21 protein-coding genes and 1 pseudogene are annotated in these 26,336 nt (G+C 73.5%); 10 read left to right on the forward strand and 12 right to left on the reverse strand.

Annotated elements, in window-relative coordinates:
• Positions 1-206: 206 nt before the first annotated feature.
• The 3 genes and pseudogenes from ACFYOV_RS23745 (at position 207) to ACFYOV_RS23755 (ending at position 5,090) form a co-directional block, all read left to right on the forward strand.
• Positions 207-2,944 (forward strand): annotated as a pseudogene (locus ACFYOV_RS23745) (SpoIIE family protein phosphatase).
• 141 nt (positions 2,945-3,085) lie between these two features.
• Positions 3,086-4,450 carry an FAD-dependent oxidoreductase gene (locus ACFYOV_RS23750; protein ID WP_389090411.1) on the forward strand — a complete coding sequence of 455 codons (1,365 nt, stop codon included), beginning with the start codon at positions 3,086-3,088 and terminating at the stop codon, positions 4,448-4,450.
• A gap of 142 nt (positions 4,451-4,592) precedes the next feature.
• Positions 4,593-5,090, forward strand: a complete 498-nt coding sequence (locus tag ACFYOV_RS23755; RefSeq protein ID WP_389090412.1) for a lamin tail domain-containing protein — start codon at positions 4,593-4,595, stop codon at positions 5,088-5,090.
• Between the two features lie 57 nt (positions 5,091-5,147).
• Here ACFYOV_RS23755 and ACFYOV_RS23760 read toward each other — a convergent pair whose 3' ends face one another.
• The 3 genes from ACFYOV_RS23760 to ACFYOV_RS23770 form a co-directional block, all read right to left on the reverse strand.
• Positions 5,148-5,654, reverse strand: coding sequence for a flavodoxin domain-containing protein (locus tag ACFYOV_RS23760; protein WP_389090413.1), 507 nt, complete (start codon positions 5,652-5,654; stop codon positions 5,148-5,150).
• Positions 5,655-5,844: 190 nt separating this feature from the next.
• Positions 5,845-6,468, reverse strand: a complete 624-nt coding sequence (locus ACFYOV_RS23765; RefSeq protein ID WP_389090415.1) for a hypothetical protein — start codon at positions 6,466-6,468, stop codon at positions 5,845-5,847.
• Between the two features lie 418 nt (positions 6,469-6,886).
• Positions 6,887-7,561, reverse strand: coding sequence for a helix-turn-helix domain-containing protein (locus ACFYOV_RS23770; protein ID WP_389090416.1), 675 nt, complete (start codon positions 7,559-7,561; stop codon positions 6,887-6,889).
• A 286-nt stretch (positions 7,562-7,847) separates the two neighbouring features.
• Here ACFYOV_RS23770 and ACFYOV_RS23775 point away from each other — a divergent pair, with 286 nt between their 5' ends.
• Positions 7,848-8,231, forward strand: a complete 384-nt coding sequence (locus tag ACFYOV_RS23775; RefSeq protein ID WP_389090417.1) for an STAS domain-containing protein — start codon at positions 7,848-7,850, stop codon at positions 8,229-8,231.
• A 78-nt stretch (positions 8,232-8,309) separates the two neighbouring features.
• Here ACFYOV_RS23775 and narI read toward each other — a convergent pair whose 3' ends face one another.
• The 4 genes from narI to ACFYOV_RS23795 are packed head-to-tail and all read right to left on the reverse strand — an operon-like array spanning position 8,310 to position 15,097.
• On the reverse strand, positions 8,310-9,059 hold the full coding sequence (narI, locus tag ACFYOV_RS23780) for a respiratory nitrate reductase subunit gamma (protein WP_389090419.1): 750 nt from the start codon (positions 9,057-9,059) through the stop codon (positions 8,310-8,312).
• Entirely contained in the window at positions 9,056-9,877 is an 822-nt protein-coding gene (gene narJ / locus ACFYOV_RS23785) for a nitrate reductase molybdenum cofactor assembly chaperone (RefSeq protein WP_389090420.1), read from the reverse strand. The genes narI and narJ overlap by 4 nt, the downstream gene beginning before the upstream one ends.
• Positions 9,874-11,397 carry a nitrate reductase subunit beta gene (narH, locus tag ACFYOV_RS23790; protein WP_389090422.1) on the reverse strand — a complete coding sequence of 508 codons (1,524 nt, stop codon included), beginning with the start codon at positions 11,395-11,397 and terminating at the stop codon, positions 9,874-9,876. Before narH ends, narJ begins: the two co-directional genes overlap by 4 nt.
• A gap of 1 nt (position 11,398) precedes the next feature.
• A complete protein-coding gene (locus ACFYOV_RS23795) occupies positions 11,399-15,097 on the reverse strand; it encodes a nitrate reductase subunit alpha (RefSeq protein WP_389090423.1) in 3,699 nt (1,232 codons plus the stop codon).
• 1,227 nt (positions 15,098-16,324) lie between these two features.
• On the opposite strand from ACFYOV_RS23795, the gene ACFYOV_RS23800 reads away from it, so the two are divergent.
• Complete coding sequence (locus ACFYOV_RS23800) at positions 16,325-17,527, forward strand: globin domain-containing protein (RefSeq protein WP_389090425.1); 1,203 nt, start codon at positions 16,325-16,327, stop codon at positions 17,525-17,527.
• A gap of 50 nt (positions 17,528-17,577) precedes the next feature.
• The gene (locus tag ACFYOV_RS23805) at positions 17,578-17,877 is read left to right on the forward strand and encodes a hypothetical protein (protein ID WP_389090426.1); all 300 of its coding nucleotides are present in this window, start codon (positions 17,578-17,580) and stop codon (positions 17,875-17,877) included.
• A 103-nt stretch (positions 17,878-17,980) separates the two neighbouring features.
• Here the strand turns inward: ACFYOV_RS23805 and ACFYOV_RS23810 are convergent, their stop codons facing one another.
• The 4 genes from ACFYOV_RS23810 to ACFYOV_RS23825 form a co-directional block, all read right to left on the reverse strand.
• Positions 17,981-18,355, reverse strand: coding sequence for a hypothetical protein (locus ACFYOV_RS23810; protein ID WP_389090428.1), 375 nt, complete (start codon positions 18,353-18,355; stop codon positions 17,981-17,983).
• Between the two features lie 84 nt (positions 18,356-18,439).
• Positions 18,440-18,961, reverse strand: a complete 522-nt coding sequence (locus tag ACFYOV_RS23815; protein WP_389090429.1) for a roadblock/LC7 domain-containing protein — start codon at positions 18,959-18,961, stop codon at positions 18,440-18,442.
• 38 nt (positions 18,962-18,999) lie between these two features.
• A complete protein-coding gene (locus ACFYOV_RS23820; RefSeq protein WP_389090431.1) occupies positions 19,000-19,776 on the reverse strand; it encodes a hypothetical protein in 777 nt (258 codons plus the stop codon).
• A complete protein-coding gene (locus ACFYOV_RS23825; protein WP_389090432.1) occupies positions 19,773-20,177 on the reverse strand; it encodes a hypothetical protein in 405 nt (134 codons plus the stop codon). Before ACFYOV_RS23825 ends, ACFYOV_RS23820 begins: the two co-directional genes overlap by 4 nt.
• A gap of 456 nt (positions 20,178-20,633) precedes the next feature.
• Between ACFYOV_RS23825 and ACFYOV_RS23830 the strand changes: the two genes are divergently transcribed.
• Positions 20,634-21,839 carry a hypothetical protein gene (locus tag ACFYOV_RS23830; RefSeq protein ID WP_389090835.1) on the forward strand — a complete coding sequence of 402 codons (1,206 nt, stop codon included), beginning with the start codon at positions 20,634-20,636 and terminating at the stop codon, positions 21,837-21,839.
• A gap of 733 nt (positions 21,840-22,572) precedes the next feature.
• Here the strand turns inward: ACFYOV_RS23830 and ACFYOV_RS23835 are convergent.
• Positions 22,573-24,390 (reverse strand): hypothetical protein, encoded by a 1,818-nt coding sequence (locus tag ACFYOV_RS23835; RefSeq protein WP_389090434.1) that lies wholly within the window; start codon positions 24,388-24,390, stop codon positions 22,573-22,575.
• Between the two features lie 285 nt (positions 24,391-24,675).
• On the opposite strand from ACFYOV_RS23835, the gene ACFYOV_RS23840 reads away from it, so the two are divergent.
• From ACFYOV_RS23840 to tgmB, 3 genes are all read left to right on the forward strand, one after another.
• Positions 24,676-24,996 (forward strand): DUF1232 domain-containing protein, encoded by a 321-nt coding sequence (locus tag ACFYOV_RS23840; protein ID WP_389090435.1) that lies wholly within the window; start codon positions 24,676-24,678, stop codon positions 24,994-24,996.
• A 119-nt stretch (positions 24,997-25,115) separates the two neighbouring features.
• Positions 25,116-25,307, forward strand: a complete 192-nt coding sequence (tgmA, locus tag ACFYOV_RS23845; RefSeq protein ID WP_389090437.1) for a putative ATP-grasp-modified RiPP — start codon at positions 25,116-25,118, stop codon at positions 25,305-25,307.
• Between the two features lie 16 nt (positions 25,308-25,323).
• Positions 25,324-26,307 (forward strand): ATP-grasp ribosomal peptide maturase, encoded by a 984-nt coding sequence (gene tgmB / locus ACFYOV_RS23850; protein WP_389090438.1) that lies wholly within the window; start codon positions 25,324-25,326, stop codon positions 26,305-26,307.
• Positions 26,308-26,336: the final 29 nt, after the last annotated feature.

The raw sequence follows: 26,336 nt of genomic DNA on the forward strand, positions 1-26,336 counted from the left end.
GGGGGGGGGGGGGGGGGGGGGGGGCCGGGGGGCGGGGGGGGGGGGGGGGGGGGGGCGGGCGCGGGGGGGGGGGGGGGGGGGGGGGCCCCGCCGCCCCCGGGCGGGGGGGGGGCGGCGGCGCACGGCACCGCGCCGACCGTGGGAACCGGGCGTCGCCGTGGGTGATGCCCCTCGCCCCGTGTGCCCGGGCAGTGTAGACATGGCACATGGTCCGACTCGTGGGTCGCTCCAAGACCCGATCCTCCCTGCGGCCCGGCGCGGCGGCGTCCGTGCGGTCGCGGCGGGAGGGGGGCGGACGCCCGCGGTGGCGCCCGGCGTCGGGGCTGCAGTCGGTGCTGAGCGGGCGCAGCGTCGCCGGCGAGGTGTTCGTGCTGCACCTGATGATCGTGCTGCTGCTGGTCGTGGCCGCCGTGGTGGCGCTGGTGCTCCAGGTGCGACGCGACAGCACACGGGAGGCGCGCAACCGCTCCCTCGCCGTCGCCGAGACCTTTGCCAACTCGCCCGGCATCGTCGAGGCGCTCGACGCCCCGGACCCCACGGCCGTGCTCCAGCCGAGCGCCGAGGCCGCCCGTGCCCGGGCGAAGGTCGACTTCATCGTCGTCATGAACACCGAGGGCATCCGCTACACCCACCCCAAGCCGGACCGCATCGGGAAGAAGTTCGTCGGCACGACCGCCCCCGCACTTGCCGGTGAGCCGGTGGTCGAGCAGATCACCGGCACGATCGGGCCGCTGGTGCAGGCCGTGGTGCCGTGAAGGATCCCGACGGCACGGTGGTCGGTCTGGTCTCCTCGGGGATCACGACCGCGAACGTCGGCGGCGCCGCCGACGCCCAGCTGCCGCTGCTGCTCGCCGCCGCGGGCGCCGCCCTGCTGCTGGCCACCGCGGGCGCCGGCCTGGTCAGCAGACGGCTGCTGCGACAGACCCACGGCCTGGGCCCGCACGAGATGACCCGGATGTACGAACACCACGACGCGGTTCTGCACTCGGTGCGCGAAGGCGTGATCATCGTCGGCGGGGACGGCACCCTCATGCTCGCCAACGACGAGGCGCACCGTCTGCTGGGACTGCCGGAGGACGCCGAGGGCCGGCCGGTGCTGGAACTGGGCCTGGATCCCGGCACCGCCGAACTGCTGGCCTCGGGGCGGGTCGCCACGGACGAGGTGCACCTGGTCGGCGACCGGCTGCTGGCGGTCAACCAGCGGCCCACCGACCGGGCCGGCGGACCGCCCGGCAGCGCCGCCACCCTGCGCGACTCCACCGAGCTGCGGGCCGTCTCCGGCCGGGCCGAGGCGGCGCGGGAACGGCTGAACATGCTCTACGACGCCGGGGTGGGCATCGGCACCAGCCTGGACGTGACCCGCACGGCCGAGGAGCTGACGGAGCTGGCCGTGCCCCGGTTCGCCGACTTCGCCACGGTAGACCTGTTCGAGTCCGTGCTGGGCGGCGGCCAGCCGGACGCCGCGGCCGTCCTGCGCCGCACGGCTCTGACCGGCATCCGCCGGAACGCCCCGCTGTACCCGGTGGGCGAAAGGATCCGGTTCGTGGCGTCGTCCCCGCACAGCCGCAGCCTCACCACCGGCCGGCCCGTCCTCGAACCCCGGCTCGCCGAGGCACCCGGCTGGCGGGCGCAGGACCTCGAACGCTCCGCGCAGGTCGTGGAGTACGGCATCCACTCGCTGATCACCGTGCCGCTGCGGGCCGGTGCCCTGGTGCTCGGGGTGGTCAGCTTCTGGCGTTCACAGAAGCCCGAGCCGTTCGACCTCGAGGAGCTGGCGCTGGCGGAGGAGCTGGTGGCCCGGGCCGCGGTGTCCATCGACAACGCCCGCCGCTACACCCGCGAGCACAGCATGGCGGTGACGCTCCAGCGCAGTCTGCTCCCGCGCAGCCTCCCCGAGCAGAGTGCGCTGGAGATCGCCTACCGCTATCTGCCCGCGCAGGCCGGGGTGGGCGGGGACTGGTTCGACGTGCTGCCGCTGTCCGGGGCCCGGGTGGCGCTGGTGGTCGGTGACGTCGTGGGCCACGGCCTGTACGCGGCGGCCACCATGGGCCGGCTGCGCACGGCCGTGCACAACTTCTCGGCGCTGGACCTGCCGCCCGACGAGCTGCTGGGTCTGCTCGACGAACTGGTCGGCCGCATCGACCAGGACGAGACCGAGGCCGAGGGCCGCGCCCCGGTGACCGGCGCGACGTGCCTGTACGCCGTCTACGACCCCGTCAACCGGCGCTGCACCGTCGCCCGCGCGGGTCATCCCCCTCCGGCCCTGATCCATCCGGACGGCCGCGTCGAGTTCCCCGAGGTTCCCGCGGGTCCGCCACTCGGGCTGGGCGGTCTGCCGTTCGAGACGGCCGATCTGGATCTGGTGGAGGGCAGCCGGCTCGTCCTGTATACGGACGGTCTCGTCGAGGACCGCAGGCACGACATCGACGTGGGTCTGGAGCAGCTGCGCGAGGCGCTGGCACGGGCCGGGGACTCGCCGGAGGAAACCTGCCGGGTGGTCCTGGAGTCGCGGCGTCCGGCCCGGGCCGGTGACGACATCGCGCTGATCGTGGCGCGCACGCGGGCACTGACCGCCGACCGGATCGCCCAGTGGCCGGTGCCGTCCAACCCGGCGGCCGTCGCCGAGGTGCGGGCCGCGGTCACGCGGAAGCTGGCCGAGTGGGGGCTGGACGAGCTGACCTTCACCACGGAGCTGATCCTGAGCGAGCTGGTCACCAACGCGATCCGCTACGGCGGTGATCCCATCCAGGTGCGGATGCTGCGCGACCGCAGCCTGATCTGCGAGGTGTTCGACAGCAGCAGCACTTCACCGCATCTGCGGTACGCGACGATGACCGACGAGGGCGGCCGGGGCCTTTTCCTGGTCGCCCAGCTCGCGGAGCGCTGGGGGACCCGCTATCTGCCGGCCGGCAAGGTCATCTGGACGGAACAGCCGCTGCCCTGACACCACCGCCCATAAGGGCCCCCGGGAGAAGTCATAAGGGTCACTTATGAGCTCATAGACGGGACCCCCGTACCAACTTAGGTTTGCCTCAACTTAGGCTTTCGAGCGAGTCGCCTGTCCTCGCTCGAAGGGAACCTGACCATGCCCCGCCCCCTGCGGGTAGCCATCGTCGGATCCGGCCCCGCCGGAATCTACGCCGCCGACGCCCTGCTCAAGTCCGAGGTGGCCGCCGAACCGGGCGTGTCCATCGACATCTTCGAGCGCATGCCGGCGCCGTTCGGTCTGATCCGTTACGGCGTGGCCCCCGACCACCCGCGGATCAAGGGCATCATCACGGCCCTCCACCAGGTGCTCGACAAGCCCCAGATCCGGCTGTTCGGCAACGTGGACTACGGCACCGACATCCACCTGGACGACCTGCGCGCGTTCTACGACGCCGTGATCTTCGCCACCGGCGCCACCGCCGACCGCGCGCTGCCCATACCCGGCATCGACCTCGAAGGCTCCTACGGCGCCGCCGACTTCGTCTCCTGGTACGACGGCCACCCGGACGTGCCGCGCACCTGGCCGCTCCAGGCCGAGAAGGTCGCCGTGCTCGGCGTCGGCAACGTCGCCCTTGACGTCGCCCGAATCCTGGCGAAGACGGCGGACGAGCTGCTGCCGACGGAAATCCCGCCGAATGTCCACGACGGCCTCAAGGCCAACAGGGCCGTGGAGATCCACGTGTTCGGCCGACGCGGCCCCGCGCAGGCCAAGTTCAGCCCGATGGAGCTGCGGGAGCTGGACCACTCCCCCACCATCGAGGTGATCGTCGACCCCGAGGACATCGACTACGACGAGGGGTCGATCGCCACCCGGCGCGGCAACAAGCAGGCCGACATGGTCGCCAAGACCCTGGAGAACTGGGCGATCCGCGACGCCGGCGACCGGCCGCACAAGCTGTTCCTGCACTTCTTCGAGTCGCCGGTGGAGATCCTCGGCGAGGACGGCAGGGTCGTGGGCCTGCGCACCGAACGCACCGAACTGGACGGCACCGGCAACGTCAGGAGCACCGGCGAGTTCAAGGACTGGGACGTCAGCGCGGTTTACCGGGCCGTCGGCTATCTGTCCGACCAATTGCCCAAGCTGCCCTGGGACATCGACTCCGGCACGGTCCCGGACGCGGGCGGCCGGGTCGTCGGCGATACCGGCGAGCACGTGCAGTCCACGTACGTCACCGGCTGGATCCGGCGCGGCCCGGTGGGACTGATCGGCCACACCAAGGGCGACGCCAACGAGACGGTGGCCAACCTGCTGGAGGACTTCGCCGGCGGACGGCTGCACACGCCCGCCTCCCCCGAGCCGGAGGCCGTGGACGCCTTCCTCGGCGAGCGGGGCATCCGCTTCACCACGTGGGACGGCTGGTACCGGCTGGACGCGGCCGAGAAGGCGCTGGGCGAGCCGCAGGGGCGCGAGCGCGTGAAGATCGTGGAGCGCGAGGACATGCTGCGGGAGAGCGGCGCCTGAGCCGACCGCCCGTCCACGAGCGCCCGTCCGGTCCGGTGGACCGGACGGGCGCTCGTCGCGTGCGGCGGTTGTGTACGATTCCCTCCTTCACCGAATCACCACATGGCCTTCACTCAAGGGCCATGGAGGGGGGACGAGTTCCATGCGCATACGCACCGCCGCCGTCGCCACCACAGCCGTCGCGGGCGCCCTCGCCGCGCTGACGGCCGTACCGGCGCAGGCAGCCGAGTACAGCTCCGCCCTGAAGGTCCGGGGCGTCCAGTACGACGCCCCCGGGCGCGACTCCAACAGCTGCTCCACGGGCAACACCGACGAGGAGTACCTGACGATCAAGAACTACTCGTCGTCGTCGACGGTGAACCTCAAGGGGTACGTCGTCAAGGACGCGGTCGGCAACAGGTTCGTCTTCACCGCCGACCACTACCTGCAGCCCGGCGACTACGTGAAGCTGCGCGGCGGCAACGGCACCGACTCGGACCGCTACAACGTGGTCTACCGCGACAACTGCAACTTCCTGTGGAACAACGACAAGGACACGATCTACCTGTACAAGCCGTCGGGCAGCCGCGCCGACGTCCACGCGTACACGAAGAGCGGCTCGGACCCTGACGGCAACGGGTACATCACCTTCCACAAGTGATCCGCCGCCGGCCATGACGGAGACCGGGCCCGCAATCGGCGGGCCCGGTCTGCCTCTTCACCGGTCCCCGCTCCGCTCCAGCTCGTGGGCCACGTCTCCCGCCCACCGCTCGATCGCGGCGAAGTCCCTGAAGTCGCCGCCCTTTCCGCTGCGCACGATCATTCCGGCGACGCGTCCCTTCGCCCCCTCCTCCAGGCAGCCACCGAAGGTGACGTGGCCCCGGGCGTGCAGCCGGTCCATCGTCCGCCGCACACCGGGCACGGGCGGTATGTCCCGCTCGGAGGCGGAGGCGTCCAGCGGTCCGCTGCTGAAGAACCACAGCGGGCGCTCGGCGAGCCGCCCGCGGTGGCGCCGCGCGAACCGGCGGGCGTCCTTGTGCCAGCGCCCCGCGTACAGACCGCCGCCGAGCACGACGGCGTCGTAGGGGGTCACGTCGGTGACGGTCGCGGCGGGCGCCGCATCCGCCGTCAGGCCCTCCTTCCGCAGGACCGCGGCCACCGACTCGGCGATGCGCGCGGTCGATCCGTTCGTGGTTCCGTAGGCGATCAGCACGCTTCCGGGCATGATGTCCGCCTCCCTTCGCATCCTCCGGGGTTCCGTCCGATTCCTCACACTTCGAGCGTCCCGCGGAACGCGCCCGGCCCCCAGGGCCTGTCCGGGCGGCGCGGTGGGCCGGACGGCCCTTTCGCCCCGGAGCGCACGAACGAAGCGGTGGACCCCCGAGTGGGGGCCCACCGCTTCGGCCGCGGGTCGGTCAGCGGAGCCAGCGGTGCCGGTCGACGATCGGCAGCCGCGCCCAGGCCCGGCCCAGTCCCCAGGTGGTCCCGGCGGCGGTCGCGGCCAGGACGATCAGGACCACGGCGTAGATGACGTGGTAGTCGGCGAACGGGTTGGTCGACATGCTCGCCGACCCGTCGGACAGGTGCTTGGCCGGCGGCCACTCGGCGATCCACATCAGCGCCATCATCACGGTGCCGGCCACGGCGGCGAGCCGCAGGCCCACGCCGGCGATCAGGGCGACGCCGATGCCCAGGAGGCCGGCCATGAACAGCCAGTCGGCCCAGGCGTCACCGGCCCAGGAGTGGAAGGTCGATTCCATGGGCCCCACCGAGACGTTGCCGAGGAAGCCCTCGGTGGGCGAGCCGCCGTCGATCCAGCCCTTGCCGGACGGGGTGGCGTACCCGAAGCCGAACGTCTTGTCCAGGAAGGCCCACAGGAACACGAACCCGGTGAGCAGACGCAGTGAGGCCAGCGCGTAGGGCGCCGCGGCGGTGGCCCCGACCGCCGAGGTGGCGGCGACGCCGGGAGCGGTGCGGTTCCTGCGGAGCGACGGAAGGTGGAACCCCGGGCTCCGGTGAGGGTGCTCGTGCACGGCCATGATCGTGGTCCCTTCGGGAGTTAGGGCCGTTCCCTTGCTGTACCCAGACTGCTACGGCGCGCAGGTCCGCACCCGATGCCGAAGGTCGGGTCCCGGAGGGCTGAAGGGCCCCTTCCCCGGGGCCCATCGGCGCGGGTGGGGGCGCGGCGGCCGGTCCGGGACGGACCAGGCGGCTCGACGCGCCTCCTGCCCCGGCGAGCCGTCATCTCCGGGCTCCTCGCGCCCCGTGGCCCGCGGGCGTTCCGGGTCCGCCCGTTCGAGGGCCGATCGGGCCCTGTCCGGGGACCAACGGCTCTGTTTGGCCCCGGCACTCCAGGTGATCATGGATTTCAGGAGCGGCACCGATCCCCCGCGGTGTCGTTCCCCACCCGGCGCGGACCGGGGAGACGTTCCCGGTCCGCGGCCGCATTCCCGCAGGTCACACGGTGATCCGACGGCCGGTGATCTCCAGCGGCTCGACTCGTACCCACTGTTCCCGGTGCCCGCCGGCCCATGGCGCGCTGTACGCGCGCTCCTCCAGCCGGTGCATCTCCTCGGGGTCGTCGACCGTCCGCGCGTCCCCGCGCACGAGCACGCTCCAGCCCTGGCTGAGGGCGTCGTCGACGCGGTCCACCTCGAAGGCCACCCGGTGCCCCGCGGCACGGGCGGGTGTCGTCCCGGCGGCCGTGCGGAAGACGACGTCGCCGTCGATCACGTCGTAGTTCACGGGCACGACGACGGGTCCCTCGTCGGTGGTCACGGCGAGGCGTCCCACACCGTGCGCTCCGAGCAGGGTCCGGCACTCGTCGGGGGCCAGCGCGGTGAACTCGGCGTGCCGGGCGGCGCGTCCCTGCCCAGGAGGCAGATCGACGTCGCCGCCGGTCAGGTGGGCCACGGACGTCTGGAGCACGCCGGCCAGGCGGAGCAGCACACCCGCGTCGGGGGTGGCTCCGGGGTGCTCCTCCAGATACCGCAGATAGCTGGGCGCCAGACCCGCCCGGACGGCCGCCTCGCGACGGGTGAGGCCGAGTTCCGTGCGGCGCAGGGCCAGGCGGCGTCCCAGATCGCCGACCGGGGCGCCCTGGTTCGCGTTCGGCAGGACCTGTTCGGCCATGGCTGTCACTCCCTCTCGTCGGGCCGCCGCAGGGCGGCCTCCTGCGGGGGCTCCCCGCCCGGCCCGAGTACCACCCCACCCGACCGGAGACACGCCCCCGGCGACGACCGCGGACGGCATCGGGCGCGCGGCGCCCGCAGCTCCAGTGTGTCGGTATCGGCAGCCTTCCGCCGTCCGGCGCGGGCCGTCCACGGGCCGGCCGGTACCGTCCGGCTCCCGTGGCGGACCGAACCCGGGCCGAACGGCCCTGGCACGGGGCCCGGCGGAACCGCTTTGCTCTGGAGTCATGTCCGCGATGCAGAGCACGGCCCTGATGGAGTTGACGCAGAGCGTCGTCGCCGGCACGGCGATCGTGACCCCGCGCGGTGAGCTCGACCTGCTCACCGCGCCCGCCCTGACGGAACGCCTGGACGCGCTCACGGCCGAGCCGTTTCCCGATGTGGTGGTCGACCTGCGCGCCGTCCCGTTCATCGACTGTTCCGGGCTGAGCACGCTGTGCCGTGCGCGCTCCCGCGTGCTGGGCCGCGACGGCCGTCTGCGGCTGGTCTCCGACTGTCCGGTCTTCCGGCGGATCCTGTTCCACGCGGGTCTCGCAGACGCCTTCGAGGTGCTTCCCCGGCTGCCCGGTCCCCTCGCCGGGGCCGTCTCCGGGGGAACCAGGACGCCGTAGACCCGCACGGCCCGCCCGGGCGCTCCCCCACACGTCAGTGCCCCCGGCCGATTCGGCCGGGGGCACTGACGTCTCCTGTCACGCGGCGCGGCGGTTGCGCGACGGACGCGCCGGGGTTCCCCGCAGGGGGGCCGCCGTCCCCTGCTGCCGCCGCCGGTACACCAGGTACGGGCGGGCCAGGTAGCCGATGGGCGCGCTCCACACGTGCACCAGCCGGGTGAAGGGCCAGGCCGCGAAGAGCAGGAAGGCCGACAGCGCGTGCAGCTGGAACAGCAGCGGAGCGCCGGCGATCGCGGCGGGGTCGGGCTGGAGGGTGAAGACGCCGCGGAACCAGACCGACACCGAGTGGCGGTAGTCGTAGCCACCGCCGAAGACGTTGTGCGCGGCCGTGGCGGCGATGCCGAGCAGCACGGTGGCCGAGAGCAGCGGGAAGAGCAGCTTGTCGCTGCGGTCGGTGGTGCGGCGGATCCGCGGCGCGAGCAGCCGTCGGGCGCACAGCATGCCGAGCCCGCCGACCATGGCCACGCCGGCCACGGAGCCGCCCCACACGGCCGCCGTGTGGTAGGCGTGCTCACTGATGCCCACGGCCTCGGTCCACGAGGCGGGGATGGCGAGCCCCACCACGTGCCCGGCGATCACGGCGAAGGCTCCGAGGTGGAACAGCGGACTGCCGAAGCGCAGCCAGCGGTGCTCCAGCAGCTGGCTGGTGCGGGAGGTCCAGCCGAACTGGTCCTGCCGGTAGCGCCAGACGTGCCCGACGACGAACACCGCGAGGCAGATGTAGGGGACGGCGACCCACAGGAGGAGGTCGGCTGCGGAGGCGTTCATCGGTGGCCTTCCTCACGGGACGGGCTGGACGAGGGGGATGCCCAGTGGGACCTGCCGGCCTGGGACTGGGCCTGGTCGATCGTCGGCGGCGCCGGCAGCGGCGGTACGAAGGCGCCGGGCGGCGCGAACTCGCCGTTGCCGTACGGGTCCATGCCGACCTCCTCGTTCGGCGGGCCCTGCGCGGCGAGCTCGGCGACGGCCGCAAGGTCCGCCTCGGTGGGCGGCGGCAGCAGGCCGAGCAGCGCGGCGAGCAGGTGCCGGTAGGGGGAGCCGGCGTCCACCAGGGCGCGGTGCACGAGGTCGAGGCCGCGCCGGTGCTGCCGCAGTGCCGCCTCGCCGGCGCCCGGCCCGGTGAGCGCGGCGAACTCCAACACCACCGGGAGGTGGTCGGGCAGTTCGCCGGTCTCGGCCTCCCAGCCCATGGACCGGTAACGCTGGGCGAGGGCCAGCAGGGCCATGCCCCGACGGCGGGTGTCGCCGTGCAGGTAGTAGGTGAGGTAGAGGCTGCTGCGGCGGCGCAGGTCGAACGTCTCCACGTAGTGCCGCTGGAGCGCGTCCGGCTCCTCGGTGGTGAACCAGGCGGTGAACGCGGCCAGTTCGTCCGCCGCCACGGACGGCGGAAGCGCGGCCACGGTGTCCGCGACAGCCGCGCGTCCGGCGGCCAGTTCGTCGTCGGGGTACTGCAGCAGCAGGGACAGCAGCCGCAGCAGCAGGGCGCGGTTCTCCGTCTCCTCCGGGGTGATCGGCGCCCGGCGCCGGGCCGCGGCCCGGATGCGGGTGCGCACGATGTTCGGGACGGTGGTGGGCAGCGGGCTCACGACACACCTCCGGTGGCCTTGCGGCGCAGGGTGGGGATGCCGAGCATGACGCGGCCCTGGGGAGCGTCGCCCGAGGTCTCGACGGGGCAGCGGTCCTCCATCGCGGTGAGGGCGGCGGCGTCCTCCTTGTGCGCGGCGGGGACGACGTAGCGGTCCTCGTACTTGGCGATCGCGAGCAGCCGGTGCAGGTCCTCTGCCTCCTGGGCGGTGAGCCCGACGGCCTTGACGAGTGCCTCGTCGCCCTCCTCGCCGAGGGTCCGCTCCCGCATGTACGAGCGCAGCGCGGTGAGCTTCATCAGCACCCCGCCCACCACGTCGGTGTCGCCGGCGGTGAACAGCTCCGCCAGGTACTCCAGCGGGATCCGCAGCCGGGTGACGGCGGCGAACACGTGGTCCGGGTCGTCCTGGTTGCCGCCCGCGGCGTCGACGGCGTCGAGCACCGGGGAGAGCGGGGGCACGTACCAGACCATGGGCAGCGTGCGGTACTCCGGGTGCAGCGGGAGCGCCACCTTGTACTTCGACACCAGCGCGTACACCGGGGAGCGGCGGGCGGCGTCCAGCCAGTCCTCGGGGATGCCCGACTCCCGTGCGGCCGCGACGACCTCCGGGTCGAACGGGTCGAGGAAGACGTTGCGCTGGGCGTCCAGCAGGTCCTTCTCGTCGGGCGTGGCGGCGGCCTCGCCGACGCGGTCGGCGTCGTAGAGCAGCAGGCCGAGGTAGCGCAGCCGGCCGACGCAGGTCTCGGAGCAGACGGTGGGCTGTCCGGCCTCGATGCGCGGGAAGCAGAAGGTGCACTTCTCGGCCTTGCCGGTGGCGTGGTTGACGTACACCTTCTTGTACGGGCACGCCGTCACGCACATCCGCCAGCCGCGGCACTTGTCCTGGTCGACCAGGACGATGCCGTCCTCGACCCGCTTGTACATCGCGCCCGACGGGCAGGCGGAGACGCAGGCCGGGTTGAGGCAGTGCTCGCACAGGCGGGGCAGGTGGAAGAGGAAGGTCTGCTCGAACTCGAACTTGACCTTCTCGGCCCACTCGCCGCTCAGGTTGGGGTCGGCGCCGGCGTTCTCGTGGGCGCCGCCCAGCCCGTCCTCCCAGTTGGCACCCCAGGTGATGGCGGTGGGCTTGCCGGTGAGGACGGAGCGGGGCTGGGCGACGGGCATGTCGGGCCCCGCGGGGGCCGTGATGAGGTTGTCGTAGTCGTAGGTGACCGGCTCGTAGTAGTCCTCGAGGGTCGGCAGGTCGGGGTTGGAGAACAGCGACAGCAGCCGCTTGACCCGGCCCCCGGAGCGCAGGACCAGGCGCCCGCGCTTGTCGAGCATCCAGCCCCCCTTCCACTGCTCCTGGTCCTCGTAACGGCGGGGGTAGCCGACGCCCGGCTTGGTCTCGACGTTGTTGAACCAGGCGTACTCGACACCGGTGCGGTTGGTCCACGTCTGCTTGCAGGTGACGGAGCAGGTGTGGCACCCGATGCACTTGTCGAGGTTCATCACCATCGCGATCTGTGCCATGACGCGCATGTCAGTACTCCACTTGCTGGCTGCGGCGGCGGATGACGGTGACCTCGTCGCGCTGGTTGCCGGTCGGGCCGTAGTAGTTGAAGGCGTAGGTGAACTGTGCGTAGCCGCCCGCGAGATGGGTGGGCTTGAGCAGCAGCCTGGTCAGCGAGTTGTGCATGCCGCCCCGCTTGCCGCTGACCTCGGTCTTCGGCACGTTCACGTTGCGGTCCTGGGCGTGGTACATGTACACCGTCCCCTCGGGCATGCGGTGCGTGACCACGGCCCGGCAGGCGACGACGCCGTTGCGGTTGTACGCCTCGATCCACTCGTTGTCCTTGACGCCGATCTTCTCGGCGTCCTCGCGCGACATCCAGATGACCGGACCGCCGCGGGACAGGTCGAGCATGTACTTGTTGTCCTGGTAGTTGGAGTGGATGGACCACTTCGAGTGCGGGGTGAGGTAGCGGACCGTGACCTCCGCCCGGCCGTCCTCGTGCAGGTGCTGGTCGCCGTAGTGGCGCGGGGTGTTCAGCGGGGGCCGGTAGACGGGCAGTTGCTCGCCGAGTTCGGTGATCCAGTCGTGCTGGACGAAGAAGTGCTGGCGGCCGGTGAGGGTGTGCCAGGGCTTCTTGTGCTCGGTGTTGATGACGAAGGGCGAGTAGCGCCGGCCCCCGGTCTCCGAGCCCGACCACTCGTAGGAGGTGATCACGGAGCGCGGCTGGGTGCGGGTGTCGGCGAAGGTGATCCGTTCGGCCTCGCGCTCGGCGGACAGTTCCACCAGGCCCTCGCTGCCGGTCTGCCGCTCCAGCTCCCGGAATCCTTCGGTCGCCAGGCGCCCGTTGGTGGTGCCGGACAGGGCGAGGATGGCCTCGCACATGTTCGAGGCGGTGGCCAGGGAGGGCCGTCCGGCGGCGACGCCTTCCCGCACGGTGCCGTTGCGGCGCCGGAGGTCGTCGATCTCCTTGTTCGGGTGGACGGTGACGCCCTTGGTGGTGGTGCCGAGGGTGTCGAAGAGCGGGCCGACGGCGCGCATCTTCTCCGCGGTGGCGCCGTAGTCCCGCTCGATGACGACGAGCTTGGGCATGGTGCGCCCGGGGACAGGTTCGCACTCGCCGGTCTTCCAGTCCTTCACCTGGCCGCCGGGCTGGGCGAGTTCGTCCGGGGTGTCGTGCAGCAGGGGCACGGCGAGGACGTCGGTGCGCGCTCCCAGGTGCTCACGGGCGAGCTCGCTGAACCTGTCGGCGATGGTGAGGAAGCTGTCGTAGTCGGTGCGGGCCTGCCAGGGCGGGGCGATGGCCGGGGTGAAGGCGTGCACGAAGGGGTGCATGTCCGTGCTGGACAGGTCGTCCTTCTCGTACCAGGTCGCGGCCGGCAGCACCACGTCGGAGAGCAGCCCGGTGGAGGTCATCCGGAAGTCCATGGTGACCAGCAGGTCGAGCTTGCCCTCGGGCGCCTCGTCCCGCCAGACCACGTCCTTCGGGCGTGCCTCGGGCGGAGTCTCCTCGGAGCGCACGGCGGCGTCCGTGCCCAGCAGGTGGCGCAGGAAGTACTCGTTGCCCTTGCCGGAGGAGCCGAGCAGGTTGGCCCGCCAGACGGTCAGCACGCGCGGGAAGTTGGCGGGGTCGTCCGGGTCCTCCGCGGCGAACCGCAGCCGCCCGGCCTTGAGTTCCTCGACGATGTGCTCGGCGACCGGCCGTCCGGCCGCCTTCGCCTCGTCCGCCAGGTCGAGCGGGTTGCGGTTGAAGCCGGGGTGACCGGGCGTCCAGCCCAGCCGCACGGCCTGCGCCAGGCAGTCGGCGAAGCCCTTGCCCTCGAACCGGCCCTTGCCCAGCGGGGAGGCCAGTTCGTCGGGGCCGAAGGCCTCGTAGCGCCACTGGTCGGAGTTGAGGTACCAGTACGACGTGCCCGCCATGTGCCGGGTGGGCCGCTGCCAGTCGAAGGCGAACGCGAGGTGCTGGAGGCCGGTGACCGGGCGGACCTTCTCCTGGCCGACGTAGTGGGCCCAGCCGCCGCCGTTGACGCCCTGGCAGCCGGTCATGGTGAGCAGGGCCAGGAAGGCGCGGTAGATGGTGTCGGAGTGGAACCAGTGGTTGGTGCCGGCGCCGAGGGCGATCATCGAACGGCCCTGGGTGCGCTCGGCGTTGCGGGCGAACTCCCGGGCGATGCGGGCCGCCTGCTCGGCCGGCACGGAGGTGATGGTCTCCTGCCAGGCGGGCGTGTAGGGCTCGTCGGCGTCGTCGTAGGAGAGCGGCCAGATGCCGGGCAGGCCGGGGCGCCTGACGCCGTACTGCGCCAGCATGAGGTCGAAGACGGTGGTGACCTTGCGGCCGCCGATGGTCCGCACCGGGACGCCGCGGACCATGGTGGTGCCGCCCTCGGTGGTGCCCTCGTCGAAGCGGGGGAGCACCACGGCCGCCGTCTCCTCGGCCCGCTCCAGCAGGCTGAGTTCGGGCTCGACGTCGCCGAGGTCGAGGTTCCAGCGGCCCTGCTCCTGCTTGGCCCAGCGGAAGCCGAGGGAACCGTTCGGGACGACGGGCTCACCGGTGGCGCGGTCCACCAGGACGGTCTTGGAGTCGGCGTTCTCCTCGTCGCGGCCCAGGTCGGCGGCGGTCAGGAACCCGTCCGGGACCAGGCCCTCCCCGTGCTCGCTCAGGGCGACCAGGAACGGCGCGTCGGTGAACTTGCGCAGGTACTCCTGGAAGTACGGCACCTCGCGGTCGACCAGGAACTCGCGCAGGATGACGTGGCCCATGGCCATCGCCAGCGCGCCGTCCGTTCCGGGGTGCGGGGAGAGCCACTCGTCGGCGTGCTTGACGTTGTCGGCGTAGTCGGGGCTGACCGCGACGATCTTGGTGCCGTTGTAGCGGGTCTCGGTGAGGAAGTGGGCGTCCGGTGTGCGGGTGACCGGGATGTTGGAGCCCCACATGATCAGGTAGCCGGTGTTCCACCAGTCGGCCGCCTCGGGGACGTCCGTCTGGTCGCCGAAGACCTGCGGGGAGGCGACGGGGAGGTCGGCGTACCAGTCGTAGAAGGAGAGCAGCGTGCCGCCGATCAGCGACATGAAGCGGGCGCCCGCCGCGAAGGAGGCCATCGACATCGCCGGGATCGGGGAGAAGCCGGTGCAGCGGTCGGGACCGTAGGTCTTGACGGTGTGCACATGGGCGGCGGCCACCAGCTCGGACACCTCGTCCCAGTCGGCGCGCACCAGCCCGCCCTTGCCGCGGGCCCGCTTGTAGGCACGGGCCTTGGCCGGGTCTCCGGTGATCTCCGCCCAGGCGGCCACCGGGTCGCCGAGCCGGCGCCGGGCCTCGCGCCACATCTTCAGCAGGGTGCCGCGCACGTACGGGTAGCGGACCCGGCTGGGCGAATAGGTGTACCAGGAGAAGGACGCCCCGCGCGGGCAGCCGCGCGGCTCGTACTCGGGGCAGTCCGCGCCGATCGACGGGTAGTCGGTCGCCTGGTGCTCCCAGGTGATGATGCCGTCCTTGACGTACACCATCCACGAGCAGGATCCGGTGCAGTTCACGCCGTGCGTGGAACGCACCACCTTGTCGTGGGACCAGCGGTCGCGGTAAAAGCCCTCCCACTGCGGGTCGGCCGCGCCGAACACCGCGCGGCCGTCGGCCGACACCTCGCGGCGTGTCAGCAGCCGCCGGGCAGCCAGGGGCCAGCCGGCTCCGTCGGACGGCCCCGCGGGCTGCCTCGTCTTCTCGTTCTCCATGGGCAGGACGGTATGTGGCATCGTCATGCCCCCTCGTGGGCCGAACGTCCCTGGTGGCGGGACCGTGGGGCCCGACAGTCGGTACGGGCCCGGGCCCGGTGGTCCTGTCGACGCACCGCGGGCCACGCCGGGACCGTCCGGCGCGGTGCGCGCAGCACCGGACGCGCGCCGCACGGGCCGATGCGCCGACACCGGGAATCCGGGGACGCGGGCGCGGGACACCGCGCGGCATGCGCGCCGCACCGGCCGAGGGGCACGGACGCGATGCCGAGGACACCCGCGAGGCGACACGGCGCCGGGCCGGGCACCGGCCGGCGAAGGCACGTGGCCGCCCCTCGGCGGAACAGGGACGCAGCACCGGGCGGGGCCGTACGCGACGGCGGGCGAGGGCGCGGGCCGGGCGCAGTGAACGGCCGGAGACCGGGCAGTGTCCGCGGCGGCCCGACCCGCGATGGAACCGGACCCAGCACGGGGCACCGTCGGCCGACATCCACGGGCGCGAGCCGGCACCCGGGCGCCGGGCCGAATGCCCGCCGGGGAGCGCGAGCGGCCGCGCCGCGTCGGAACACGCACGCACCGCCCCGCAGGGCCCCATCGATCACGGCGCGCCGGCCGGAGCGCGCATCAGGGACGGACCACGGGCACACGCACGCCGAGCAGGACGGCACCGGCCGAAGGACACGGGCGCGGGCCGGGCAGGGCCACGCACCCGGCGCCGGGCACGGGGCCTGCCCCACCGGCCCGGCGAACACGGGTCCGAGCCGGGGACGAATTGCCGGGCGAATGCCCACCAGGGAGCATGAGCGGGCCCCCACGTCGGAAGACGCACGCACCACCGCACCCGGCCCCATCGATCACCGCGCGCCGGCCGGAGCGCGCACCAGGGACCGACCACGGGCGCAACACGGGTCCGAGCCGGGACGGAGCGACACGGCTCGCACCGGGCGAAGCCTCGCCGCCGGAGGTTCGGGCGGCTGGTCCGGAACGGGGGCGGGGCTGCGGCGCCGGACGTGCCGGTGTACCGGGGTGGGTTCCGTGCGCAAGCGCCGACCGGCCCTGGTCGGTGCGTTCCCCGGGGGCCGAAGGTCCTCGAGTGGGGGGCCGGTGGGCCCGCTCTGCCCGTGCGGCCCTCGTTACCGCCGGAAACCCGCTCGTCCGATTGCTATACAGGTCCCGCCGCGGGTCTGTGCGCGGCGCAACCCTCTTGCCCCTCCCCTGGGAGTCCTCATGCTGTCCGAAGAATCCGCCGCAGTGGTGCGGGCCACCCTTCCCGCGGTGGCCGGAGCGCTCGACGACATCACCACCCGCTTCTACGGGGCGATGTTCCGGGACCGCCCCGAGCTGCTGGACGGCATGTTCAACCGTGGCAACCAGGCCAGCGGTGCCCAGCGCCAGGCGCTGGCCGGTTCCATCGCCGGCTTCGCCAAGGCGCTGCTCGCCGAGCCCGCCACCCGTCCCGACGCGCTGCTGGCCCGCATCGCCCACAAGCACGTGGCGGTGGGCGTCACCGACGACCAGTACACGATCGTCCACAAGTACCTCTTCGGTGCGATCGCCGAGGTGCTGGGCGACGCCGTCACCCCGGAGGTGGCCGCCGCCTGGGACGAGGTCTACTGGCTGATGGCCGGCGCCCTGATCGCCCAGGAGGCCCGCATCTACCAGGCCGCGGGCGTCGCGCCGGGCGAGATCTGGCGGCAGTGGACGGTCGTCGGCCGCGAGGAGGAGACCGAGGACGTCGTGTCCTTCCTGCTGCGTCCGGCCGACGGCGAGCCGGCCCCGGCCGCCCGGGCCGGCCAGTACGTCAGCGTGCGCGTGCTCATGCCGGACGGCGTGCACCAGTTGCGCCAGTACAGCCTGTCCTCCGACCCCGGCGGCGACGTGCGCCGCATCACCGTCAAGCGGGTCGCCGGCGAGTCCGGCAGCCCGGACGGAGAGGTGTCCAACCTGCTGTTCGAGAAGGTGGCCACCGGCGACGAACTCACCCTGTCCGTCCCGGCGGGTGACGTGGCGCTGGACGAGTCCGACGCCCCGCTGGTCCTCGCCTCGGCGGGGATCGGCTGCACGCCCATGGTGGGCATGCTCGCCCGGCTCGCCGCCCTCGGCTCCGAGCGCCGGGTCCTCGTCCTGCACGCCGACGTCTCGCCCGGGGAGCACGCCCTGCGCGCCGAGGTGCGCGAGCTGGTGGACCGGCTGCCCGGCGCCGAGGCGGTGTTCTGGTACGAGCGCCCCGGTGACGCGGAGTCCGAGGCCCGCAGCGGCCTGATGGACCTCGCCGACGTGGACGTACCGGCCGACGCGACCGTGTACCTGTGCGGGCCGCTGCCCTTCATGCGCGCGGTGCGCGGCCAGGTGCTGAACGCCGGCGTCGCCGCCCGGAACGTCCACTACGAGGTGTTCGGTCCCGATCTCTGGCTGCCCGAGTCGGCCTGATCGACGAGCCGGTCCCGCCGCCTGCGTTGCCCTGAGCACGGGCCGTCGTTGTGCGCGGCATGACGGCGTGGGACGACGACGAGATGCCGGTGGCCGATTCCCGGCCGGGCGGCGCACACCGACCGGTCGGCGGGGTCGGCCCCGATCCCGCGAACGGGAAGGACGACGGCGGCGACGGGGACTGCCCGTGGTGCCGCGCGCTGCTCGGTCCCGGGCGCGTTCCTGGCGGGGCGGGCGCGGAAAAGCCCGGACACCTTTGGTCGTCCGCGTGGATGGAACGTTTGCGGATGGTCATGGTGCCGGTGGCGACGGCCACCGTGGCGGCCGCCGTGGTGGCGACCCTGTACTGACACGCGGGGCCGGGGTGCCGCGCGTGGCCGGGAACGAGCCCGGCGGGTCACGTCGATCGACATGACCCGCCGGGCTCCCTGGTGTGCGCGGCTCCCGGGCCGCTCAGACCTCCAGCTCGACCTCGATCCGGCGCAGCTGGTGGCGGGCCATCGCCAGGTTGGCCCGGCTCGCGTCCAGGACCAGGTAGAGGAACAGCCCGTTGCCGCCGCGGCCCTTGAGCAGCCGGATCAGGTGGTACTGGGTGCTGAGGGTGATGAGGATGTCCTCGATCTCCTCGTTGATCCCCAGGTGCTCCATGGTGCGCAGCTTGGACCGCACGACGTCGGTGTTGCCGGCGGCGGCGACCTCCAGGTTGAAGTCCTTGCTGCCGCCGATCGTGCCGAGGGCCATGCCGCTGGTGTAGTCGACGAGCGCCGCGGCGCTCGCGCCGTCGATGGAGCTGAGGCATTCCTTGAGCGCGGTCTCGGTGTTGGCCATGGGGTGTGTCCTTTCCGTCGTGGTGGGTGGTTCGGGCCGTTCGCCGGGTCATTGCGTGGCGTCCGGCCGGGAGAAAGCCGGGATTCAGCCGCCGGGCTGGGGCCGGGGCTGGTGTGCGGGCCGCTGCGGGGTGCGCACGGGCAGCGTGCCGATCCGGCGGGCGGGGTCCGGGGGCGGCGCCGCGAAGGACTCCCCGGCCGGGGGCTGGTCGGCCTGGCGCCCGCTGGCCGGGCCGAGCCGGGACTCCAGCAGGTCGGCGATCCGGGCACCGCTGCGCCGGCCCTCGAGGTGCAGCCGTCCCACGTTCACCCGGTCGTCGGCGAGGAGGGTGAGCACCGCGGTGGTGCCGGCCGCGTAGGTCGCGATGTAGCCCCGGGTGCCGCGCACCAGCAGCTCGCGGAACTCGCCCCGGGCCGCCGCGTCGGCCATGCGGTACGCGACACCGAGCGCCGCGGCGGTGAGCGCGGCGAGGCCCTCCGGTTCGGTCTCGGGGACGTCGTGGGCGAGGACGAGTCCGTCGACGGTGGCCGCGAGCGATCCCGTCAACCGGGGTATGCGGGTGCGGAGCCGACGCATTTCGTCCAGCACGTCGGTCTCGACGGCCATGAGCAGTCTCCTTTCGGCACGCTGTCGACGCGCGCGGATCACAGTGCCTCCAAGGCGTCCAGGAGCCGTCGCAGCAGCGCTGTGTCGGGCTCGTCCCACACCTCGCCGCGCTCGCCGGGCCCCGGGCGGGCGGGCGCGGCGGCCGGGGGCGAGGCGGGGCTGACCAGTCCGTCGGCGGCCAGTCGGCGCAGCTCGACGAGGGTGTGGAAGGTGCGGTACGCCAGGGCCGAGGCGATCTGGGCCGCGGTGCGGACCCCGTCGACCCGGGCCAGGGTCCGGCCGCGGCGGAGCGGCAGTTCCGCCGGATCGGCGCCGGGCGCGCGGGCCAGCGGCGCGGTGTCGACGGCCGGGTCGGGCCAGATGCGGTGCAGCAGGTCGCGACGGCGCAGGGACTCGCGCAGCACCGTCTCCACCGGTACGGGACGGACCGCACCCAGCCAGTGCGCGACACCGGGACGGAAGCGCAGCGCGGTGTCCTGGGCGAGCGCGAAGTACGCCGCGTCGAACAACGCGCCCAGGTGGCACAGTTCCAGCGCGCCGGCCGTGAGCCGTCCGCTGTCGACCAGCTGGCGGGCGACGCGCTGGTGGGCCCCGGCCCGTTCGACCGCCTCCCACCAGCCGTCGGGGGCGACGGCCCCGCTGCGGGTGAGCAGCGCGCCGAGATCGGGGCTGCACGCGGCCTCGACGTGGACGACGTCTCCCGCCGACAGGTAGAAGATCCCGGCCTCGGTGGACAGCGCGCCGGTCGCGCGGTCGGCCGCGAGGGTGCCGAGCATCGCCGAGGCGGATCCGTCCGTACGCGCCGCCATGATCATCCGAGCACCAGACGGTCCGCCATCTCGGCCAGCCTGATCCGGGCCAGGGCCAGATTGCCCTCCGTCCGGTCCAGCCACAAATACAGGAAGACCGTGCTGTCGAAGGCGGTGATCAGGAACCGCAGCAGGTGGTAGGCGTCCGCCGTGGTGAGGATCAGGTCCTCGACCGGCGCCTCCTTGCCGGGGGCGGCGGGCACGCCGTCGCAGGACGGTGCGAGCGTGCCGCTCTCCATGGCCAGGCGAGCCAGTTCGGCGGTCTCCGCCGCCGTCGCCTCCGGGTCGTCACCGGGGGCCTCGCCGACCGCGCCCAGGGCGAGCCCGCTGATCCAGTCGACCACGAGCGCCCCGCGCGCACCCGGCAGCCTCATGGCTTCCAGCAGACTCTCGTCGATTCCGGGCACGCCGGATCCCCCTCCTCGCACGGCTGTACCGCGAACGTGACGTCGACGCTACGGTGTGTACTCGAACGAGGTGGGGAGTTCGGCGTTTTCCAGTGGAATATGCGACACAGGGCGCCCGCCCCTGATAATCTCCGCCCTTTTCTCCGGCCTCCGCGCAGACGATCCGGCCGTGCGCGAGCAGGGCCCGCCCCGATGCGGATGGTGGGCCGGCCCTGCTCGCGGGCCCCATTGTGGTGACCGGCGTACCGGCGCGACGACGTGTGAGGGCTCGCTACCGCGTGCGCGCCGCGCACACCCCGCGCGTGACGCGCCCGGCGCGCCGCCGGTCACATGGGAGACGCCGGGTGCGGGTAGGAGGTGCAGCCGGGACCGCCGTCCGGCGGACCCCGGGTGATGCCCGCCGGCCTGCGGCGACGATACTGGCAGGAGCACGTGCCCCCCTTGATCTCTGGACTCATGCCGACCTCCCCCAGCGACCGTCCCCCGGCCCCCGCCACGGTCTGGCAGACCCGTGGCCGCCACGCCGGAACCAGTGCGGAAGACGTTCTCCGGCGCAGCCTGCGCAGGCTCAAGGCCGACCAGGACATCGACGACTTCCTGGAACTGCCGCAGGCGGAGGGCGACGCACCGGACCTTGTGTTCGAGGCTCGGACGCGGGTGGCCGGACAGGTGACGGTCCGGGCCCGGCTGAGCCTCGCGCCCGCCGCGGACGACGGGCAGGAGTGGACGCTCGTGGCGGAGGCCGAGCGGCCCTGGGACCAGGCGTGGCCGTCACCGGCCGCCATGTTCTGGCCCACGGAGCCGGGCGCGGAATGGAACCGGGACGCGGTCACGGGGCTGTGTCTGGGCGAGGTCAACCCCCTCCCCCGGGACGACAAGGCCGCACGGCGGCTGCTGCGGGACTGCGCCCGCAGCGGGTGGAACGTCCATGTCGTCGTCCACGAGGCGATGACCACGGACGAGCGCGGGCAGGTGCCGCTCGCCCATTGGTTGCCGCCGGGCCTGCGGCACCGGGTCGTCGAGCACCGCGCCGCACCGCAGCAACTGCGGGTGCTGAACTGGGCCCTGCGGGACTTCGGCGTGGAGGTGCCGCGCGGCGGCGCGGTGGTCCTTCCCGGCGCTCCCGCGCCTGAAGGCTACGACGCCGGCGACTTCGCGGTGCGCGCAGTGTTCCTCGACGGCTCGGAACCGGCGGACCTCGTCGGAGCCGTGACCCGCTTCGCCGCGCTGCCGCGTGCGCTGCCGGACGGCGCACGGGAGGCGCTGACGGCGCTGCGGGAGGACTGGCACCTGCTGACGCCGGAGGAGGAACTCGCCCGGGAGCGCCGGCTCGTCGCCATGTACGCCGAGGCCCTGGAGGCGATGACGCGCTCCCGCGACCTGTACCGTGAGGCCGCCGAACGCGCCCACGAGGCCCTGGCCGCGTACCGTGAGTCGGCCGAGGCGGTCGTTCCCCACGCGCAGCGGCCCGCCGACCGCCCGGCGTCCGCGTTGCAGCAGCTCACACGCACCCTGGAACGCCTGAAACCCGCCCCACGACCGCGCCGGGCGCACGCCCCGGAGTCCCCGGATGCCGCCGCCCCGACCGCACCGGTCGAGGATGCCGCGCCGGTCGCGCCGGAAGAGGCGGCCGAGCCACGAACGGTGGCGTCCGAGCGATAGAGCCCGCGGCCCCGGAGGGGAGCGACCACAGGAGCCGCCGCTGGCTTGTCCGGTCCCAGCACGAGCCACTCACTCCGCCACGCATCGGCTCCCGACGGTCCAGGAGTTCCACCGCGCCCGCCCCGCCGGACCGTACGCAGCAGTCCGCCCCCAGCCCCTCACGGCCGGCGCAGGCCACACCGGCCCGGCCCCAGCCGGCCGCACCGCCCGCCCCCGCGGCCCCCACCCCCGGCACCCCGGCCGTCCAGGTCCTTGCGCTCACCGACGTCGAGCGGTCCGAGGCCGGCTGCGGCCCGGTCACGGAGGACGACCGCCTGGCCGGGCGGCCCAGCTGCACAGCTGCACAGCTGCACAGCTGCACAGCGAGGACATGTCGGCCAACGACTACTCGGCCGCACCAGCCAGGAAGGCCGCAGCTTCGCCGACCGGAAGAAGCCGGCCGAGCCACAGGTGGTGGCGTCCGGGCGACAAGGCCCACGGCCCCGGAAGGGAGCGACCACAAGAGCCACCGCGGGGTTGCCCGGTCCCAGTACGAAACCACTCACTCCGCCGTGCACCGGCCCCCGAAGGTCCAGGAGCCCACCGCGCCCACCGCGCCGGCCGAGGATGCCACGCCGACCGCGCCGACGAAGCCTGCCGAGCCACAAACGGTGGGCCGAGCGACAGGCCCACGGCCCCGGAAGGGAGCGACCACAGGAGCCGCCGGGGGCTTGTCCGTTCCCTGTAGGGCCACTTACTCCGCCGTGCCCCGGGCCCCGGGAGCCCGCGTCCGCCGGGGCGCCCGGGAGGTGGCCGGTTGTGCGGGGATCAGACGCACGGTCAGCGCCGTCAGCGCCAGGAGTGCCGCACACACGGCGGACGGCACGGCGAACCACGGTGGCGCGAGCGCGAGATCGGCGGCCCGGGACGGCACGGCGGACCCGAAGGACGAGCCGGAGGCGCCGGCCGGCGCCAGGAGGGCGGGCGGTACGACCGCAACCGCCGACACCAGCGCGCCGGGACGCACGACGAGGAGCAGCGCGAACAGCGCGCAGAGCACGGAGAATCCTACGGCGGAGGCGTGCGGGCGCACCGCGGCACCGTCGGGGTGCAGCGGGAAGTGGGCCACCGCGCACACGGCGAGGGCTCCGGCCGCGAGCCGGCTCGTCCAGGTGACGGCCCGGGTGTGACGCGCCCGCGCGTCGTCCGTGGTGCCGGGGCCTGAGCGCCCACTGCGGCAGACGTCGCGGCCGGTGGGACCGGTGTCCGCGGAAGGGGCGCCCTCCGCCCGTCGGCGGGCCTCCCGATTCCCGTCGCGGCGTGCCTGGCCCGCCGCGTCCCGGCCGCTGTCCCGGTTCCCGTCCCGGCCGGCATCCCTGATCCCGTGCCGGTTCCCGTCCCGGTTCGCCTCCCGGCCGGCGTTCGCCCCCCGGCCGAAGTCCCGGGCGCGGCTCCGGCCTGCCGCCTCTCGGCGTGCCTCTCGACGAGCGTCTCGGCCGTCGAGACGGGCGGCCCGGCGGAGACGGGCGAGGGCGGACCTCCGGCCCGTCCCGCGAGCCGCCTTCCGGTCGGCTTCCCCCGCCGGTTCCCGGCCGCCCTCACGGGCGGCGGTGCGGCCAGGGGTGCCTGCGTCGCGCTGGGTCGCCGCGGACGCGGCCGAGCGGCGAAGCGGCTCGGGCCTCTCGCCGGCCGGGTCCCGCTCCCCGCCGTGCTCCCCGGCCCCCTCCTCCCCGCCCTCGGAACGCGGCGACCGGGCCGCCGTCCGCCGGACGGCCTGCCTCCGCTGTTCCGCCGCCAGACGGTCGATCAGCTCGATCAGTTCGTCGACCGAGCGCCCCGTGGCCGCGGCCCGCAGCGCCTCGGCGCGGCAGTGCGGCGCCAGCGGCTCGCTGTACAGCAGCGCCACGAGCCGGATCACCTCCTCCACGGGGCGGTGCGCGGCGGCGGCACGGATCGCCTCGTCCGCGCTGTCGGCATCGCGCGGTGGCCGGGTCAGCAGGGCCACCAGCCGGGTGACGTCCTCGACCGACCGTTCCACACCCGCGGCGCGCAGTGCGTCGACCACCGCCCGGGTGTGCTCGGGCGCCCGTTCCAGTGAGGTGATGAGATCGACGACCTCGTTGAGCGGCCGGTCGGACACCGCGGTGTGCACCAGGTCGACGACCGGATCACCGAACGGCGGACCGGTCGTCCCTTCGTCACCCTGTGCCGCGCCGACCACGCCCACCCGGCCCACCGGCTCCGGCGAACCCGCCCGGCCCACGGACTCCGGCGCGGCCGTCGAATCGGCCGAGCCCGTCGCACCCCTCGAGTCCCCCGCCTCGAGCGCGTCCAGTACGTCCACCATGTCCACGGCGCCCACGGTGTCCACCGCGTGCACCTCGCCCCCGGCATCCGCCGACCGCTCCACGGGCTCCTTCTCCGGCCGTGCGTCCCGATCCGGCCGCAGACCACCCGTCGGGGCGACCGTCGTCGACGCCGGATCGGGCGTCGGCGGTTCGGCGGACGGCTCGGCGGACGGCTCGGCGGCTATGGCCGGCCGGTTCGAGGGCGGTGACGAGGACGTGGTCATGCTCGGCTCCATGGGGAAGGGCTGAGGCCGCTCCCACGTCCCCGGACGCGCGACGAGCGACGTGTTGCGGACCGTTCGTCGACCATTAGTAGATGCCCCCACACCCCGCTGCCACTTGGCTGGGCCACCGGGATGACCCGCGGCAAACGGCCGTTTCGCCCGGTTCTCCCGGGGAATCGGCCATCCGCGTACGCGGATGGCCGGTCCCGGCCGTCATACCGGCGCCGTGAGCGGGAATTTGTTGGAGGAGGCCCGTGTCACGCCACATCGGGAGAAGGGCAGCCCGTGGAGACGACCACCATCCTCATCGTGGCCGCGGTCCTCGCGGCCGTCGCGCTGACCGCCGCCGTCGCCGTCCTGGTGCGCCTGGTCCGCACCCGGCGGCGGTTGCGGCGCGCCGGGCTGCCCACGGGCCCGCGCTGGGTCTTCTGGGGAGCTGTCCTCTATCTGGTGCTGCCGGCCGACCTGTTGCCCGATCCGGTCTACCTGGACGACATCGGCGTGCTCCTGCTCGCTCTGCGCACCGTGCGTGGATCCCGCGGCGGACGAAAGCCCGCCGCGGCCCCCCGGCCGGACCGTCAACCGGCCCACGACTACGCTCCGTAAGGAAACCAACCACCCGTTCGATTCGTATAAGTCTCTGGAAACCAAAAGAAGTCGGCGGACCCGACGCCGGCCCCGAACGGCCGGCGCCTGGTCGGCGCAGCACCGACGAGGGAGAGACGATGCAACCGTTCGCGCTCAACTACGCCCGTCCGGCAGTGGAGTTGGCCGTTGCCACTCCGTATGTGTACGACGGTGGACTGCAGTTGAACGTACTCATCGACGGGCGGGTCGCGGCCTGCGACCACGCGCTGTTGCGCGAGGTGGGCACCACCACGTCCACCGCGGGCTCCAAGACGCACTTCGACGACTGACCGCGGACCGTAGACGATGACCGTGTTGATCCTCACATGTGAGGAGGACGTGACCGCCGACATGGTGGTCGTGCATCTCAACGGCTCCGGGGTGCCGGTGGTGCGCCTGGATCCGGCCGATCTGACCGGCGGGGTCTCGCTGTCGGGCGAATACGTCCACGGCCGCTTCCGCGGCCACCTGTCCGCCGGGGGACGACTCGTGAGCATCGGCGGGCTGCGCTCCGTGTGGGTGCGCAGACCGGGCGCGCCGGCCGCTCGGGCGGCCCAGCCGTCCGCCTGGCTGACCGAGGAGGCGTCCCAGGCCCTCTACGGCATGCTGCGCGGTTGTGACGCGCGCTGGATGAACCATCCGGACGCGGCACGCCGGGCCCGCCACAAGCCGTGGCAGTTGCGTCAGGCCCAGCGCTGCGGTCTGCCCGTTCCGGCCACGCTGATCACCACGTTCCCGCGCGCCGCGCGGGAGTTCGCCGAGCGTTTCCCGGACCTGGTGGTCAAGCCCGTCTCAGGGGCGCACCCACAGGACCCGCCGAGAGCGGTGCCGACCAGCCGGGTCCCGCCCGACGCCGACTTCTCCGCCGTCGCGTACGGCCCGACCCTGCTGCAGCGGCGGATCGCCAAGCGGGCCGACATCCGGCTCACCGCGGTGGGTGACCAGTTGCTGGCCGCGCGCAAGCCGACGGAGCCGGACGCAGATCCGGACGACGTGGACGTGCGCTTCGCCGCCCCGGGGGCACCCTGGGAGCCGGTCGACGTGCCTACGCGCACCGCAGAGTCCGTCCGCGGCTATCTGGGCGAGGCGCGGCTGGCGTACGGGGCCTTCGACTTCGTGGAGGACGCCGACGGGACGTGGTGGTTCCTGGAGTGCAACCAGTCGGGCCAGTTCGGGTTCGTGGAGGTGGAGACGGGACAGCCCATCGCGCGCACCATCGCCGAATGGCTGGCGCGGCCCGTCCCCGAGGAGCCGTGCCGGGTCAACGGGGCGGGTACGACGGTGCGCTGATCGCCGGGCGGCGGCGGGGGGCCGCTGTG

This window comes from Streptomyces sp. NPDC005931, from assembly GCF_042871235.1.
Taxonomy (GTDB): Bacteria; Actinomycetota; Actinomycetes; order Streptomycetales; family Streptomycetaceae; genus Streptomyces.

What these genes read in the sequence shown, in the direction of transcription:
- ACFYOV_RS23750 (WP_389090411.1), top strand. Translation starts at nt 3,086, where the DNA reads ATGCCCCGCCCCCTGCGGGTAGCCATCGTCGGATCCGGCCCCGCCGGA.
- ACFYOV_RS23755 (WP_389090412.1), top strand. Translation starts at nt 4,593, where the DNA reads ATGCGCATACGCACCGCCGCCGTCGCCACCACAGCCGTCGCGGGCGCC.
- ACFYOV_RS23760 (WP_389090413.1), bottom strand. Translation starts at nt 5,654, where the DNA reads ATGCCCGGAAGCGTGCTGATCGCCTACGGAACCACGAACGGATCGACC.
- ACFYOV_RS23765 (WP_389090415.1), bottom strand. Translation starts at nt 6,468, where the DNA reads ATGGCCGTGCACGAGCACCCTCACCGGAGCCCGGGGTTCCACCTTCCG.
- ACFYOV_RS23770 (WP_389090416.1), bottom strand. Translation starts at nt 7,561, where the DNA reads ATGGCCGAACAGGTCCTGCCGAACGCGAACCAGGGCGCCCCGGTCGGC.
- ACFYOV_RS23775 (WP_389090417.1), top strand. Translation starts at nt 7,848, where the DNA reads ATGTCCGCGATGCAGAGCACGGCCCTGATGGAGTTGACGCAGAGCGTC.
- narI (WP_389090419.1), bottom strand. Translation starts at nt 9,059, where the DNA reads ATGAACGCCTCCGCAGCCGACCTCCTCCTGTGGGTCGCCGTCCCCTAC.
- narH (WP_389090422.1), bottom strand. Translation starts at nt 11,397, where the DNA reads ATGCGCGTCATGGCACAGATCGCGATGGTGATGAACCTCGACAAGTGC.
- ACFYOV_RS23795 (WP_389090423.1), bottom strand. Translation starts at nt 15,097, where the DNA reads ATGGAGAACGAGAAGACGAGGCAGCCCGCGGGGCCGTCCGACGGAGCC.
- ACFYOV_RS23800 (WP_389090425.1), top strand. Translation starts at nt 16,325, where the DNA reads ATGCTGTCCGAAGAATCCGCCGCAGTGGTGCGGGCCACCCTTCCCGCG.
- ACFYOV_RS23810 (WP_389090428.1), bottom strand. Translation starts at nt 18,355, where the DNA reads ATGGCCAACACCGAGACCGCGCTCAAGGAATGCCTCAGCTCCATCGAC.
- ACFYOV_RS23815 (WP_389090429.1), bottom strand. Translation starts at nt 18,961, where the DNA reads ATGGCCGTCGAGACCGACGTGCTGGACGAAATGCGTCGGCTCCGCACC.
- ACFYOV_RS23820 (WP_389090431.1), bottom strand. Translation starts at nt 19,776, where the DNA reads ATGATCATGGCGGCGCGTACGGACGGATCCGCCTCGGCGATGCTCGGC.
- ACFYOV_RS23830 (WP_389090835.1), top strand. Translation starts at nt 20,634, where the DNA reads ATGCCGACCTCCCCCAGCGACCGTCCCCCGGCCCCCGCCACGGTCTGG.
- ACFYOV_RS23835 (WP_389090434.1), bottom strand. Translation starts at nt 24,390, where the DNA reads ATGACCACGTCCTCGTCACCGCCCTCGAACCGGCCGGCCATAGCCGCC.
- tgmA (WP_389090437.1), top strand. Translation starts at nt 25,116, where the DNA reads ATGCAACCGTTCGCGCTCAACTACGCCCGTCCGGCAGTGGAGTTGGCC.
- tgmB (WP_389090438.1), top strand. Translation starts at nt 25,324, where the DNA reads ATGACCGTGTTGATCCTCACATGTGAGGAGGACGTGACCGCCGACATG.